This is a genomic window from Janthinobacterium sp. GW823-FHT01H08 (assembly GCF_058797855.1).
Map to the genome: position 1 here is coordinate 5,176,622 of NZ_CM179504.1, position 14,444 is coordinate 5,191,065.

11 protein-coding genes are annotated in these 14,444 nt (G+C 63.6%); 2 read left to right on the top strand and 9 right to left on the bottom strand.

The features are described 5' to 3' along the window. Positions 1-111: 111 nt before the first annotated feature. Both AC3RCG_RS23240 and AC3RCG_RS23245 read right to left on the bottom strand, forming a co-directional pair. Positions 112-1,845 (bottom strand): dipeptidyl-peptidase 3 family protein, encoded by a 1,734-nt coding sequence (locus AC3RCG_RS23240; protein ID WP_121670301.1) that lies wholly within the window; start codon positions 1,843-1,845, stop codon positions 112-114. A 94-nt stretch (positions 1,846-1,939) separates the two neighbouring features. Beyond that, on the bottom strand, positions 1,940-2,539 hold the full coding sequence (locus tag AC3RCG_RS23245; RefSeq protein ID WP_492401886.1) for a short chain dehydrogenase: 600 nt from the start codon (positions 2,537-2,539) through the stop codon (positions 1,940-1,942). A gap of 112 nt (positions 2,540-2,651) precedes the next feature. On the opposite strand from AC3RCG_RS23245, the gene AC3RCG_RS23250 reads away from it, so the two are divergent. Next, positions 2,652-3,569, top strand: a complete 918-nt coding sequence (locus AC3RCG_RS23250; RefSeq protein ID WP_492401885.1) for a LysR family transcriptional regulator — start codon at positions 2,652-2,654, stop codon at positions 3,567-3,569. 9 nt (positions 3,570-3,578) lie between these two features. Here AC3RCG_RS23250 and AC3RCG_RS23255 read toward each other — a convergent pair whose 3' ends face one another. The 3 genes from AC3RCG_RS23255 to AC3RCG_RS23265 are packed head-to-tail and all read right to left on the bottom strand — an operon-like array spanning position 3,579 to position 7,897. Continuing rightward, positions 3,579-5,051, bottom strand: a complete 1,473-nt coding sequence (locus AC3RCG_RS23255; protein WP_492401883.1) for an efflux transporter outer membrane subunit — start codon at positions 5,049-5,051, stop codon at positions 3,579-3,581. A gap of 41 nt (positions 5,052-5,092) precedes the next feature. Next, complete coding sequence (locus AC3RCG_RS23260) at positions 5,093-6,691, bottom strand: DHA2 family efflux MFS transporter permease subunit (RefSeq protein ID WP_070289212.1); 1,599 nt, start codon at positions 6,689-6,691, stop codon at positions 5,093-5,095. 6 nt (positions 6,692-6,697) lie between these two features. Beyond that, entirely contained in the window at positions 6,698-7,897 is a 1,200-nt protein-coding gene (locus tag AC3RCG_RS23265) for an HlyD family secretion protein (protein ID WP_070223739.1), read from the bottom strand. Positions 7,898-8,041: 144 nt separating this feature from the next. Here AC3RCG_RS23265 and AC3RCG_RS23270 point away from each other — a divergent pair, with 144 nt between their 5' ends. Continuing rightward, the gene (locus AC3RCG_RS23270) at positions 8,042-8,761 is read left to right on the top strand and encodes a TetR/AcrR family transcriptional regulator (RefSeq protein ID WP_070312825.1); all 720 of its coding nucleotides are present in this window, start codon (positions 8,042-8,044) and stop codon (positions 8,759-8,761) included. 23 nt (positions 8,762-8,784) lie between these two features. Here the strand turns inward: AC3RCG_RS23270 and AC3RCG_RS23275 are convergent, their stop codons facing one another. From AC3RCG_RS23275 to aceF, 4 genes are all read right to left on the bottom strand, one after another. Next, positions 8,785-9,954 carry a hypothetical protein gene (locus AC3RCG_RS23275; RefSeq protein WP_492401881.1) on the bottom strand — a complete coding sequence of 390 codons (1,170 nt, stop codon included), beginning with the start codon at positions 9,952-9,954 and terminating at the stop codon, positions 8,785-8,787. Positions 9,955-10,647: 693 nt separating this feature from the next. Further along, positions 10,648-10,776 (bottom strand): hypothetical protein, encoded by a 129-nt coding sequence (locus tag AC3RCG_RS23280; protein ID WP_492401878.1) that lies wholly within the window; start codon positions 10,774-10,776, stop codon positions 10,648-10,650. Between the two features lie 153 nt (positions 10,777-10,929). Then, on the bottom strand, positions 10,930-12,717 hold the full coding sequence (gene lpdA / locus AC3RCG_RS23285) for a dihydrolipoyl dehydrogenase (RefSeq protein ID WP_492490378.1): 1,788 nt from the start codon (positions 12,715-12,717) through the stop codon (positions 10,930-10,932). 10 nt (positions 12,718-12,727) lie between these two features. Then, positions 12,728-14,389 carry a dihydrolipoyllysine-residue acetyltransferase gene (gene aceF, locus AC3RCG_RS23290; protein ID WP_409027978.1) on the bottom strand — a complete coding sequence of 554 codons (1,662 nt, stop codon included), beginning with the start codon at positions 14,387-14,389 and terminating at the stop codon, positions 12,728-12,730. Positions 14,390-14,444: the final 55 nt, after the last annotated feature.

A 14,444-nucleotide genomic window follows, 5' to 3' on the forward strand; every position in this document is an offset into this window, starting at 1 on the left:
GCGGTGGATGTATTTCCACAAGGAAAAACTGGCAACTTTTCGCAAATAAAGACGAAAAAAAACCGGTGCGCAAGGCACCGGCTTTTCAGACTGATAATAATCAAGGTCAGCTTATTTCTTCGCCGCCTTATCCAGCGCGCGGGCCGTGACGAATTCCGGGCGGATATCGTTGGGCACGGCCTTCATCTTGTCGAGCGCCACCTGCACCTCAGGGCGGATGACAACGTATTTCGTCATCATCGCTTGCGCGCGCGCATAGTCGCCCGTCGCCTCGATGGTCAGAAATTCACGGTCCAGGTCGATCACGGCCTGCTTGATCTTCGCAAAATCGACGCCGAATTTGCCGTCGCCCAGCGACACAAAACCGCCCTTGTCGAGGATGTAATTCATCTGGATGGCCATGCCGCGCGCATGCGAATCCGTCAGGCCGAAATGCAGCGTGCGGAAACCGGAGGCAAGGAAGGTGTTGTACAGCTTGCGTTCGGCCGCCTCGCCCTGGCCCAGGGTGTCGTTGAGCTGGCCCTTGTCCATCATGTAGCGCAGCGCGAACAGGCCCGTGATATCGGCCTTGGCTTCCTCGATGGTGGAATACGCTTCCTTCAAGTCCTGGCGCGGCGTCGATGGCTTGCCGTCGACCACGGTGGCGTGCGGGCCCAGGCCGTGCATGATTTCATGCGCGAGGATGTGCGTGAAGAAGGAATTGAAATCGACGTCCTGCTGCGCTTCCGGCGTGAGCACCAGTTTCGAGATCGGCGTCAGGGTGGCCTTGAACTTGGCTTCCTGCACGTTCTTCAGCATCACGCGCTTGGAGCCGCGCGCGCTGATGATGCGCTCGTCATTGGGCAAGTTGTAGGCGGCCGTCTGCACGGCCATGTTGCCGTCGCCGGCGCCATACACCTGGTTGACCACCACCATCGGCGCCAGCGCGCCCACTTTCGGGTTGCGGTACTGGGCGTCGAGCGGCAGGTTGTCTTCCAGCTCCTGCATGTGCTTGGCGAAGAAGTTGAGCTTTTGCGTCTCGGCCTGGTCGCGGATGTTCACGTAGGCTTCGAACGCGGCCTTGTAGCCGAACAGCTCATCGTTATACGTTTCATACGGGCCGATGGTGATGTCGACGGGCGAATCGAGGTCCATCCAGGCGAAGTCGGACGGCAGATAGTCGTTGTCGAGGAAAGCCTTGGCGCGCAGGGTGAGGAATTTCTTCAGCGATGCATTGTCCGTGGCGGCCGCCGCTTCATCGAGCAATTTGGCCAGCTGTTTCAGCTCCACCTTGTATTCGTCCGAATACTTGACGGTCTGGTATTTGCCATCCTTGCCCGCGCGGATGGTGGTAAAAAACCATTGCGCCTGCTGCTTGTCCTCTGGCGACAAGCCATTCATCCACGTTTCCAGGCTGGCCTTGGTGGCGCCCTGCGGATAGAAGTTGCCCGCTTCCGGCTTGTGCGCAGGAATGGCGATGCCCGCATAGCTGGCCGGCATGAACGAGGCGTGCGCGTCGAGCACCGACCATGGCCCCTTGTTGATCCAGAAATAATTCAGGCGGGCCTGACCCAGGGCCGACTTGTCCTTCTTCAGGGCCGCCCACAGCGCTTCATTGCCGGACCAGCGCTGGCGCAGCTGCAGCACGTCGACCAGCTTGGCCGCTTCGACCAGTTTGGCGATGGCCTGGCGGTCGCCTGCGGACAGGTGGGTGACGTCGGCCGTCAGCGCGACGGGGGCGTAGCGGGCGCTCATGGCCGTCAGTTGTTGCGCGGTGGCCGGGGTGGCTGGCGCGGCCGCTGGCGTTGTTGCGCAGGCGCTGCCGACGGCGGCAGCCATCAGCAGGGGAATCAGGAGTTTTTTCATGGGGCCTCGGTTAAATTCTGGGGTCAGACCCGGCGGGTCTGACCCCAAGTGAGGCAAATTGTAATCCACCAATGCCCCCGCCTGCAGCGCTGGCTTACCAGACCTTGTACACCTGCCCCGTCTGCGCCCCTTCCACGCTGCGGCTGTAGGCCAGGGCCACGCGGCTGGCGGCGGCCGGCTCGAAGCCGTAGAAGAAGGGGCCGTACGATTCCAGCGACTCGGCCAGCACCGTCGGGCTGACGACATTGATGCGCACGCCGCGCGCCAATTCGATGGCGGCGCCCCTGACAAAACCTTCCACGGCCGCGTTGGTCATGCTGGCGGCCGTGCCGAAGCGGATCGGCTGCTCGGCCACGATGCCGCTGGTCAAGGTAATCGAGCCGCCGTCGTTCAGGTATTCCTGCGCCACCAGCGCCACATTGACCTGACCCATCAGCTTGCTGTCCAGGCCCAGGCGGAATTGCTCAGGAGTAAATTCGCTCAGCGGGCCGAAATGCAGCTTGCCGGCCGTCACGACAACGGCATCGACCTTGCCGATGCGCTTGAACAAGGCGCGCACTTGCGCGATGTCGCCCATGTCGGCCTGGTGCGTGCCGCTGCGGCTGCCCACTTCGATGATTTCATGGCGTTGCGCCAGTTGGGCGGCGACGGCCGTGCCGATGGTGCCGCTGGCGCCGATGATGACGATTTTCATGCTGCTTCCTTGTGTGGGTTGAACGATGGAGCCAGTATGCGCCGCTTACAAAAAGGAATAAATACGCTAGAATTTACAAGATTACTAATCTATAGTTTGCAATCTGGAAGCCATGGATAAATTGCGCAGCATGGAGATTTTTGTCGCCGTCGTCGATGCAGGCAGTTTCACGGCCGCCGCCGAGGCGTTCCAGATTTCGCCCGTGATGGTGGGCAAGCACATCAAATACCTGGAAGAGCGGCTGGGCGCGCGGCTGCTGGCGCGCACCACGCGGCGGCAAAGCCTGACGGAAATCGGCCAGCAGTATGCGGAACAGTGCCGCCAGATCCTGGCCAGCATCCATGCGGCCGAACGGGGTGCGGAAGCCATGCGCGCGGCGCCGCGCGGCAAGCTGAAGATCACGGCGCCCGTGTCCTTCGGCAGCGAGTGCATCGCGCCGCTGATGGCCGACTACCTCGATGCGTATCCGGAAGTGAGCCTGGAACTGAACCTGAACGACAGGATGGTGGACCTAGTGGAAGAAGGGTTCGATGCGGCCATCCGCATCGGCAAGCTGGAAGATTCCGCCATGGTGGCGCGCGTGCTGCGGCCGTATGCGATGGTGATCTGCGCCGCGCCCGCCTACCTGGCCAGACACGGCACGCCGCGCACGCCGGCCGACCTGGCACGCCACGAATGCCTGGACTTCATGCAGTGGACGCGCCACGTGCGCTGGCGCCTGGCCAGGAGCGGCGACGATGATGGCAGCCCCGTGCGCGAAAGCCGCTTCCGCTCGAACAATGGTCAGGCGCTGCGCGTGGCAGCCCTGCACGGCTTCGGCATCGTCATGCAGGCGGAGATCCTGATGGCCGGCGATATCACCGCCGGCAGGCTGGTGCCGCTGCTGGCCGGCTACGTGCCGGCGCCCCGCCCCATGCACCTCGTGTATGCGCGCGACCGCCAGCCCACGCCGAAGCTGACGACCTTCATCGATTTTCTGCTGGAACGCTACGGGCCGGCGGCGACACCGCCACCGGCCACGCTCACGTAACCGTCGTACTTAGTTGGCCTTCGCGGCGGGCGCGGACGCCAGCCTGGCCAGCTCGCCGTCCGGCTGCCAGCCGGCACCCAGCGAGCGGGCCACGGCGACCGTCGCCAGCAGGCGCTGAGTCTTGATCTGCGCGGCGGCACGGTCCGCCGCCAGCGAACTGCGCTGGGCATCGGTGACGTCCAGGTAGGTCGAGATGCCGCGCTCGTAGCGCGTGCGCGCCACCAGGTAGGCGCGCGCCGCCGCTGCCTGCGACAGGGCCTGGGCATCGCCCTGCAACTGGCGCTGCTCCACGTCGGATAAGGCGTCTTCCACTTCGCGCAAGGCCGTCAGCAGCTTCGTTTCGTGGTTCGCCACGGCTTCCGCATAGCGCGCCTTGGACAGGTCCAGATTGGCCTGGTTGCGGCCGCCGTCGAAGATCGGCAGGGACAGGGCCAGCGGGCCAAAGCTGAACTGGCGCGAACCGCCCTGCGCCAGGTCGCGCAGTTTTTCCGAGGCGTAGCCGAAATTGCCCGTCAATTGCAGCGACGGGTAAAACGCGCCTTCTGCCACGCCCACTTGCGCGTTCGCCGCGCGCAGGCCCGCCACGCTGGACACGAGGTCCGGACGGTGCGCCAGCAGGCTGGCGGGCAAGCCGACAGGGATGGCGGGCGGCAGCGGCAAGCTGGAAGGCTCGGCGGCCACCGGCAATTGCAGCGCCGACGGCGGCTTGCCCGTCAGGGCGGCCAGGCTGTTTTCCAGCTGGTTGCGCTGGCGTTTGACTTCATGCAGGTCGGCCTGCGCGTTCGACAGTTCGACTTTCGCGCGCGCCAGGTCCAGCTCATTCGTCAGCCCTGCATTGAAGCGCGCCTCGACCAGCTGCGCCGACTCGCGCCGCGTGTCCAGGGCGCCATTCAGGATGGCCATTTCCGCGTCCAGCCCGCGCAGCTGCCAGTAATTGCTGGCCACTTGCGACGACAGCATCAGCAGCACGCCGTCGCGGTCGGCCTGCGCCGCCAGCGCCTGCGAATCGGCCGCTTCGACCATGCGTTTCACGCGGCCCAGCAGGTCGACTTCATACGACAGCGAGCCGCCCACGGAAAAGTTATTGCCGCTGATCGAGCGGTTGCCCAAGGCCAGGCCCTGCGAGGTGTTGGCCGAGGTGCGCGAGTTCGAGATGCCCGTGCTGACGTTCACGCTCGGGCCCTGGTTGGCGCGCGCCGTGCCGCTTTGCGCCAGCGCCTGCAGCAGGCGCTCGCCCGCCGCTTTTACGCTGGGATTGTCCTGCAGCGCGCTCTGTTCCAGGCGGTTCAGGGTGGCGTCGCCGTAGATGCTCCACCACTCTTTGGGCAGCTGCGCGGCATCCGCGGCGGCGGCACCATGGCGGAAGGTGTCGGCGCCGGCCACATTCGCCGGTGCCGTGAAATCCTGGCCCACGGTGCCGCAGGCGGCAAGCAGCACGGCCAGCGAGGCGGCTGCGGCGATTTTGGTCATAACTGTGTTCATGATGTGTACCTTCTTGTTCTTGAGGTGGCTGCGTGCGGCGCTCAATGACCGCCGCCACCGCCACCAGGAGCTTTGAGTTTGTCGGCCAGCCACAGGGGCACGATGCAGGCCAGCAGGATGGCGCCGATCAGGAAGAAGCCATCGTTGTAAGCCATCACATACGCTTCGCGGCGCACGATGCCGTCGATCGCCTGCAAGGCCTGGTTGCCGGCCGTGACGGCGTCATAGCCCTTGGCCATGAACGACGACGTCAGCTGGTCGATGCGCAGCTGCGTGGCGCTCGAATACGCATTGATCGCTTCGCCCAGGCGCTGCGAGTGGAAGTGTTCGCGGGTGCTCAGGGCCGTGGCCAGCAGGGCAATGCCGATCGAGCCGCCCAGGTTGCGCGTCATGTTGAACAGGCTCGATGCGGACGGCATGTCCTTCGGCGCGATGCCCTTCATGGCGAAGTTCGACAGGGTCAGCATGACGAAGGGCTGGCCCAGCGCGCGCACGACCTGCGACCACAGCAGCTGGTCGTAGCCGGTGGACGCATCCATGTAGGCATTCATCATGCACGAGCCGCCGAACAGCAAGAGGCCGAACGAGCACAGGATGCGGTTGTCCACCACGGACGAGAGCTTGGCGACAAACGGCATGATGAACAGCTGCGGCAAGCCCACCCACATGATGACTTCACCGATCTGCATCGGCGAATAGCCGGCGATCTGGCCCAGGAACAGGGGCAGCAAAAAGGCCGAGCCGTACAGGCCCATGCCCGTCACGGCCGACAGCACGGTGGCGACCAAAAAGTTACGCTGGCCGTACAGGCCCAGGTTGACGAACGGCTCGGCGCGCGTGGCGCTGGTGACGACCCAGCCCAGGATGCCCGTCAGGGCCAGCGCGGCGAAGGTGATGATGAAACCCGAGTCGAACCAGTCCTTTGAATTGCCCTCTTCCAGGAAGATCGTCAGGCAGCCCAGGCCCAGGGCCATGAAGAAGATGCCCAGCCAGTCGGCCTTCCAGAACATCTCGAGCTTCATCGGCTCCTTGTCCAGGCCATAGATCATGCCGGCTATCAGCAGCACGCCCGGCACCCAGTTGATGTAGAAGATCGAGGGCCAGCCATACAGCTCGGAGAGGTAGCCGCCCAGGGTCGGGCCCATGGCCGGCGCCAGGGTCGCCGTCAGGCCGAAGATGGCCATGCCGACGGCGCGCTTCGACGGCGGCAGCTTGAGCATCACCAGGGTGAACGCCATCGGTATCAGGGCGCCGCCCGTGAACCCCTGCAGCATGCGGAAGACGATCATGCTTTCCAGGTTCCAGGCCGTGCCGCACAGGGTGGAGAACAGCAGGAAGAAAGCGGTGGTGCCGATCATGTAGGTACGCAGTCCGAACACGCGCGCCAGCAGCGCGGTGAGGGGAATGACGATAATTTCCGCCACCAGGTAGGCCGTGGAAATCCACGACCCCTCTTCCTGGGTGGCCGACAGCGAGCCAAGGATATCCTTGAGCGAGGAGTTGGTGATCTGGATGTCGAGCACCGCCATGAAGGCGCCCAGCATGCCGGCGGCGACCGCCAGCCAGGTGCGCCCGGAGACTTTCTCGTCAATCACGGGAAACGCTGGCGGCTTCGCCAGCGTGGTGGAAGGGCTGCTCATGGAAGCTTAGCGGGCGGTGGTCTGTGCGGCAGGAGCGGCGGCGTGGCGCGGGGCCTCGGCCTTGTCAGACGCGGGCTGGTTCACTTCCACTTCGGCGATCACCGACATGCCCGGCACCAGGCGGCCATTCATGGCCTTGATGTCTTCCGGCTGGAAGACGATTTTCACGGGCACGCGCTGGACGATCTTGGTGAAGTTGCCGGTGGCGTTATCGGCCGGCAGCAGGGCGAATTGCGCGCCCGAGGCAGGGGCGAAGCTGTCCACGGTGCCCACGAGTTTCTTGCCCGGCATGGCGTCGATGGTCACGTGCACGCTCTGGCCGCGGTGCAGGTCGGCCAGCTGGGTTTCCTTGAAGTTGGCGGTGACCCAGACGTTGTCCTGCACGATGGCCGTCAATTGCTGGCCAGGCTGCACGCGCATGCCCGTTTCCACGTTGCGCTTGCCGATGCGGCCGGCGACGGGCGCCAGGATGCGGTTGTATTGCAGCTGCTGTTCCGCGTCCTTCAATTGCACGCGCAGCACGGCCACTTGTGCCTTGGCCACGTCGCGCGCAGCTTGCGCCGCACCGATCTGCGACTTGGCGGCCGAGGCGCTGTCGCGGCGGGCGGCCAGGTCGGCCACGGCACTCGAGCGGGCCGCGTTGGCCGCGTCGAGTTCCGCCTTCGAGACGGCTTTCATCTGGCTCGTGTACAGCTGGCCATAACGGTCCGCATCCTGTTTCGCGCGCAGCAATTGCGCATCGGCTTGCGCCACTTGCGCCTGGGCGGCACTCGCTTGCGCCTGCACTTGGGCGATCTGCGCGTCCGCTTGCAGCACTTGCTGCTCGGCGCTGGCGATCTGCGCGGCGATCTGCTCGGTTTTCACGCGCTGGTCGAACGGGTCGAGTTCGGCGATCACGTCGCCCTCTTTCACGATTTGATTGTCGTCGATGAAGACCTTGGTAACGACGCCGGAAATGCGCGCCGAGACGGGATGCACGTGGCCGGCCACATAGGCGTTTTCCGTTTCCACGAAATAGTGGCTGCGGTACCACATGCGCGCGCCGGCGCCCAGCGCGACGAGGACGATCAGGCCGGCGATGATTTTGACGCGGTTATTCGGTGGTGCGGAGCTGGCGGAAGCGGCGGGCGTGGAAGGTGCGGCGGGGGCTGCGGGTGGGACGGCGCTCAGCACCTTGTGCTCTGCTTGGCCTGGCTGGTTGGACATACTCGCTCCGAAAATGAAATGATATAGGTTCATTATTGGGCAAAGAAAAGGCAAAGTCAAGAAATGAAACGATTGCATTTCATTTTAATTTGCACTACAGTGTGAGCCATCACTTACCTTCCACCTTATAAAGAGACCCAGACCATGTCCGATCCCGGCCTCAGCGATACCTTGCCTACCGATACAGAATCCGACGCCGCCGCTCAGGAGCTTTCCTGCTGCGGCAAGCCAGCCGGCCGCCCGCGCGCGGCCGACATGGAAGCGCGCATGGAAAACCTGCTGCACACGGCCGGCTGCCTGTTTCTGGAAAAAGGGTATGGGAAGGTCAGCCTGGAAATGATCGCCCGCGAAGCCCATGTGGCCGTGCGCACGATTTATGTGAAATTTGGCGGCAAGTCGGGCTTGTTCAATGCCGTGGTGGAATTGCGCCGCGCCGCCTACTTCTCGACCATGCCGGCGCTGGAAACGGATATGCGGCCCCTGCCCGCCATTTTGAGCGAGTTCGGCCTGCTGTTCGTGCAACTGGTCACCATGCCGGCGGCGATCCGCCTCAATCGCATGGTGGTGGCCGAAGCGGCCACGCACCCGGAACTGGCGGAAACGTTTTACAAGGTGGGACCGGGACAGACGCGCGAGATGCTGACCAAGTTTTTCAGCCGCCCCGACATCGCGCCCCTGTTTCGCGCGGAGCTGACCCCATCCATGCTGGCGCTGCACCTGCTCAATTGCCTGCTGGGCGACCAGATGTCGCGCCTGCTATTCCCGCCACAGGCGCAGCCGGATGTCGCACAGCTGCGCACAAAGGTTGCACTCAGCCTGGACCTGTTCCTGCGCGGCACCCTGCGCCAGCCGCTGGCGGACTGACGCGGCACGGCTGGCCCCGGAAGTCAGCCAGGGCGGCTGCAGTCTTCCGGCAGCGCCGCTTCGACCTGTTCATCGTTCAAGCCCAGCGCACGCAGGAAAGGCTGGGCCGCCGACACGCCATCAACGCTGAGTGAAGACTCACTTCCATCGTAGCGGTCCGGGCCGTAGCGCATCAGGTCGAACGAGGTTTCAAAGCGTTGCGCCAGGAAATACGTGCGGAAGTAATCGAAGGAAAACGCCACCTGGCCATCGGCACACAGCAGCAAGCCATGCGCATACAGCGGCGCCAGCCAGTCCCCGGCCGCCATGCTCCAGCCCTTCACGCCGCAATAGTCGCTGACAAAACGCTCGAGCTCCACCTCGCTGAGGAACACGCTCTTGGCTTCGAACATCACGAACGCCAGCTCGATGAGGAATTCGCGCGCATCGGCAGCGACGCCGGCGTCCTCGCGCCGTTGCGCGCCCGCCTTGCCCAGCAAGCCATCGAGATAGGCGCGATCGCCTGCCAGCTGCGGCAGCAAGGTGGCAAATACATACTCGGCATCCACCTGCCCCGTTTCCTGGCCGTTCGGCGTGTACAGCACCGACAGGGCGAAGTTCTTGCTCACGTCATCGAACTCGCGCAGCGACACCGTCCACTGCGTGCCTGCCCCGCCGCCATCCGCCTCGCCCGTGGCGAACTCGAGCACGGAAAATGCCGCCATCTGGCCATTCGCACCGTACAGGCTGCCTGGATTACTCTTGAACAGGATCCCCAGCGACTTCATCAGCGAACTGGCATCGCCCGTATGCTGGTGGCCATGGAACACGGCGTGGATATTCTTGTAGTGCGCGCGCTGCTCGGCACTGGCGTGCTCGTCGGCAGAGAAAAAGCTGAAGCCGGCATTGCCCAGCGCCGCCGCGGCGACACCCTGCGCGCGGCTGCCCGGCACCAGGTAGAAACGCGCACCGGGCAAGCTGGCCGCCTGCAGCAAGGGGCGCAGGAAGTATTCGTAGACGTACACGGGTGTCGTGCCGGCACAGGCGTCCGGCGCCACCAGCTGGCCCGTGAAGAAAATCGCATCGATCCTCTTGCCCGCCGCCAGGATAGCGGCCACATCCTGGTACAAGGCATGCAGCATCACGGCTTGCTCTTGCTCATCAGCCCGGCGCAAACGGACATCGGCGATATGAAGGGCGGTAAATTTTCTCATCGTTGCAAAACTTTCTTAGAGCCTATCCCAATAAGGAGCGTCTTCTGCTGGCAGTTCATCAGGAGCGCTGACAAGGCGTGAGGAAGATGCGTAGCGAGCCACGCGACGACTACCCGCTTCCGAGGGGCGCCAGCAAGGGATGTATTCATCTGCTGGGACAGGCTCCTGGTACAGCGGAACTTGACCGATTCCCATGCTGGCAACATTGCTGGAAAAATCGCACGCGTTCATAGAAGCAAAACATGGTTACAGACCGTCATTCTGCCATTTTTTCCATACGGCAATACTCACCAATTTTCACATGGTGCCGCCGCGCCACGTTTTACCCTGCTGAAGGTCAAGGGAAATAAAAAAAAGTCGGGAACACGTCCCGTTTTTTTGTACTGAAAGTTAATTTTTTATCAGTGCTTGCGCGGCGGCGGCAAGTCCATGCACACGCTTTCGTACACTTCGGTGCGCTTTTGCCAACCTGCCGATCGACTCGCCCGGGGTCGGGTGCGGGTGGATGGTCTTGCCGATGTCGGTGCCGTCGCAGGCCATTTCGATGGCCAGTGCGATTTCGCCGCTTCATTTTTCACCTGTCGCCCGCATGCTTGCCGACGATGGTGCCAACGGTGAAGTATTTAATCGTATTTGGACAATAAAAAACCCCGCAATCGCTTGCGGGGTTTTGAGTGTCACAGCGCTACAACATCAGCGCTTGCGCGGCGGCGGCAAGTCCGTGCACACGCCTTCGTACACTTCGGCGGCCATACCGATCGACTCGCCCGGGGTCGGGTGCGGGTGGATGGTCTTGCCGATATCGGTGCCATCGCAGGCCATTTCGATGGCCAGCGCGATTTCGCCGCTTCATTTTTCACCTGTCGCCCGCATGCGTGCCGACGATGGTGCCAACGGTGAAGTATTTAATCGTATCTGGACAATAAAAAACCCCGCAATCGCTTGCGGGGTTTTGAGTGTCACAGCGCTACAACATCAGCGCTTGCGCGGCGGCGGCAAGTCCGTGCACACGCCTTCGTACACTTCGGCTGCCATACCAATCGATTCGCCCAGGGTCGGGTGCGGGTGGATGGTCTTGCCGATGTCGGTGCCGTCGCAGCCCATTTCGATGGCCAGCGCGATTTCGCCGATCATGTCGCCCGCATGCGTGCCGACGATGGTGCCGCCGATGATGCGGTGCGTTTCCGCGTCGAACAGCAGCTTGGTGAAGCCTTCGGCGCGGCCGTTGGCCACGGCGCGGCCGGAAGCGGCCCATGGGAAGTGGCCCTTCTCGACCTTGATGCCCTTGGCTTTCGCTTCGTCTTCCGTGATGCCGGCCCATGCCACTTCCGGGTCGGTGTAGGCGACCGACGGGATCACCTTGACGTCGAAGTGCGACTTCTGGCCGGAAGCTGCTTCGGCGGCCACGTGGGCTTCATGCACGGCCTTGTGCGCCAGCATCGGCTGGCCGACCAGGTCGCCGATGGCGAAGATGTTCGGCACGTTGGTGCGCATCTGGCTGTCGACTTCGATGAAGCCGCGGTCGGTGACGTTCACGCCGGCCTTGTCGGCAGCGAGCTTCTTGCCGTTCGGGCTGCGGCCCACGGCGACGAGCACCAGGTCGTAGACTTGCGGTGCCGGTGCCGTGGCACCCGCTTCAGCCGCTTCGAACGTGACCTTGATGCCTTCCGGCAACGCCTCGACGGCGACCGTCTTGGTCTTGGTCATGATGTTGTCGAAGCGCTTCTCGTTGAACTTCTGCCATACCTTGACGGCGTCGCGGTCCGCGCCCTGCATCAGGCCATCCATCATTTCGACCACGTCGATGCGCGCGCCGAAGGTCGAGTAGACAGTCGCCATTTCCAGGCCGATGATGCCGCCGCCGATGACCAGCATGCGTTTCGGGATCTGGCGCAATTCCAGCGCGCCCGTCGAATCGACGATGCGCGGGTCTTCCGGCACGAACGGCAGCTTCACCACGGACGAACCGGCGGCGATGATGGCCTGCTTGAACTGCACGACCTTTTTAGAACCGTCGCCTGCCGTCACTTCGATGTGGTTCGCGGAGAGGAACTGGCCCACGCCGGTGACGACCTGCGTCTTGCGCGCCTTGGCCATGCCGGCCAGGCCGCCCGTCATGTTCGAGATCACGCCTTCCTTGTACTTGCGTACCTGGTCGATGTCGATCGTCGGCTTGGCGAACGTCACGCCCGTATTGGACATGTGCGCCGTTTCGTCGATGACGGATGCCACGTGCAGCAGCGCCTTGGACGGGATGCAGCCCACGTTCAGGCACACGCCGCCCAGGGTGGCGTAGCGCTCGACGATGACCGTCGTCATGCCCAGGTCGGCCGCGCGGAACGCCGCCGAGTAGCCGCCAGGACCGCCGCCCAATACCATCATGTCGACGTCGATGTCGACCTGGCCGCTGTAATTGCCGGCCGGGATGGCGGCGGCAACTGGTGCCGCCGCAGGGGCCGCAGCGGCTGCCGGAGCGGCTGCCGCCGGTGCAGGAGCGGCAGCTGGCGCGGCAGCGGCCACGCCTTCCGACGCTTCCACCACCAGCAGCGCGCTGCCTTCGGCGATCTTGTCGCCGACCTTGACCTTGACTTCCTTGACGACGCCCGCGTGGGTCGATGGAATCTCCATGCTGGCCTTGTCCGATTCGACCGTGATCAGGGACTGGTCCACCTTGATGGTGTCGCCCACCTTGACCATCAGTTCGATGACTTCGACTTCCTTGAAGTCGCCGATATTCGGTACTTTTACCTCTACTGTGCTCATCAATCGCTCCTTACAGCAGAATTTTGCGCATGTCGGCCAGGACTTCGCCGAGGTACACGGAGAATCGCGCGCCCATCGCACCATCGACCACGCGGTGGTCGTAGGACAGCGAGGTGCCCATCATCAAACGCGGCTGGAAGGCCTTGCCATCCCATACCGGCTTGATCGAGGCTTTCGACAGACCCAGAATCGCCACTTCCGGCGCGTTGACGATAGGCGTGAAGTGCGTGCCGCCGATGCCGCCCAGGGACGAAATCGTGAAGCTGGCGCCCTGCATGTCGGCCGGTTTCAGCTTGCCTTCGCGCGCCTGCAGCGACAGTTCCGTCATTTCGCGGGCGATCTGCGAGACCGACTTCTGGTCCGCGCCCTTGATCACAGGTACCACCAGGCCGTTCGGCGTGTCGGCCGCGAAGCCGATGTTGTAGTACTGCTTGAGGATCAGGTTTTCGCCCTTGGCGTCGAGCGAGGCGTTAAACGCGGGGAATTTCTTCAGCGCGGCGACGGAAGCCTTGATGACGAAGGCCAGCATGGTCAGCTTGGCCGCATCCTTGTTCTTTGCATTGGCCGCGTTGGTGTCGACGCGGAACGCTTCCAGATCCGTCACGTCCGCTTCGTCGAACTGCGTGACGTGCGGGATCATGACCCAGTTGCGGTGCAGGTTCGGACCCGAGATTTTCTTGATGCGCGACAGCGGCAGCAATTCGGTCGTGCCGAACTTGCTGAAATCCAGCGACGGCCATGGCAGCAGATCCAGGCCCACGCCGGAACCGCCTTTGGCAGCGGCTGGAGCATTTGGTGCGGCAACGGCGCCCGACATCACGCCCTTGACGAAGTTCTGCACGTCTTCCTGGGTGATGCGGCCCTTCGGACCGGAACCGCCCACGCGGGCCAGGTCCACGCCCAGTTCGCGCGCGAACTTGCGGATCGATGGCGACGCGTGCGCCAGCTTGCCGTTCACGGCAGGTGCGGCGGCTGGAGCGGCAGCGACCGGCGCCGAAGCGACGGCGGCGGCTGGTGCGGCGGCAGCTTGCGCGGCCGGCGCAGGCGCGGCGGCAGGAGCAGCGGCCGGGGCGGCAGCGCCACCGGTCGTTTCCACCACCAGCACCAGACTACCCTTGGCAACCTTGTCGCCGACCTTGACTTTCAATTCCTTGACGATACCGGCATGGCTCGATGGAATTTCCATGCTGGCCTTGTCCGATTCGACCGTCAGCAGCGACTGGTCGACCTTGATCGTGTCGCCGACCTTGACCATCAGTTCGATGACTTCGACTTCCTTGAAGTCGCCGATATCGGGCACGGTCACGTCGACCAGGGCCGGCGCGCCGGCTGGGGCGGCAGGCGCAGGCGCGGCCGCAGGAGCGGCGGCAGGGGCGGCTTCAGCGGCAGGTGCCGGGGCGGCAGCGGCGGCAGGCGCCGGGGCCGAGGCGTCGTCCGCCACTTCCAGCAGCAGGACCAGCGAGCCTTCGGCGATCTTGTCGCCCACGTTGACTTTCAATTCCTTGACGACACCGGCGTGGCTCGATGGGATTTCCATGCTGGCCTTGTCCGATTCGACCGTGATGAGGGACTGGTCGACCTTGACCGTGTCGCCTGGCTTGACCATCAGTTCAATGATCTCGACTTCCTTGAAATCGCCGATATCCGGGACTTTGACTTCCACAATGCTCATAGCTTGCTCCGTTATTTTATTTGTCAGATGGACCCGCACACACGCCAGGGCGGCA

Excerpts from the sequence above, each read along its gene's own strand:
- lpdA (WP_492490378.1), bottom strand. The coding sequence starts at position 12,717 with ATGAGCACAGTAGAGGTAAAAGTACCGAATATCGGCGACTTCAAGGAA.
- AC3RCG_RS23240 (WP_121670301.1), bottom strand. The coding sequence starts at position 1,845 with ATGAAAAAACTCCTGATTCCCCTGCTGATGGCTGCCGCCGTCGGCAGC.
- AC3RCG_RS23280 (WP_492401878.1), bottom strand. The coding sequence starts at position 10,776 with ATGGCCTGCGATGGCACCGATATCGGCAAGACCATCCACCCGCACCCG.
- AC3RCG_RS23265 (WP_070223739.1), bottom strand. The coding sequence starts at position 7,897 with ATGTCCAACCAGCCAGGCCAAGCAGAGCACAAGGTGCTGAGCGCCGTC.
- aceF (WP_409027978.1), bottom strand. The coding sequence starts at position 14,389 with ATGAGCATTGTGGAAGTCAAAGTCCCGGATATCGGCGATTTCAAGGAA.
- AC3RCG_RS23275 (WP_492401881.1), bottom strand. The coding sequence starts at position 9,954 with ATGAGAAAATTTACCGCCCTTCATATCGCCGATGTCCGTTTGCGCCGG.
- AC3RCG_RS23270 (WP_070312825.1), top strand. The coding sequence starts at position 8,042 with ATGTCCGATCCCGGCCTCAGCGATACCTTGCCTACCGATACAGAATCC.
- AC3RCG_RS23245 (WP_492401886.1), bottom strand. The coding sequence starts at position 2,539 with ATGAAAATCGTCATCATCGGCGCCAGCGGCACCATCGGCACGGCCGTC.
- AC3RCG_RS23250 (WP_492401885.1), top strand. The coding sequence starts at position 2,652 with ATGGATAAATTGCGCAGCATGGAGATTTTTGTCGCCGTCGTCGATGCA.
- AC3RCG_RS23255 (WP_492401883.1), bottom strand. The coding sequence starts at position 5,051 with ATGAACACAGTTATGACCAAAATCGCCGCAGCCGCCTCGCTGGCCGTG.
- AC3RCG_RS23260 (WP_070289212.1), bottom strand. The coding sequence starts at position 6,691 with ATGAGCAGCCCTTCCACCACGCTGGCGAAGCCGCCAGCGTTTCCCGTG.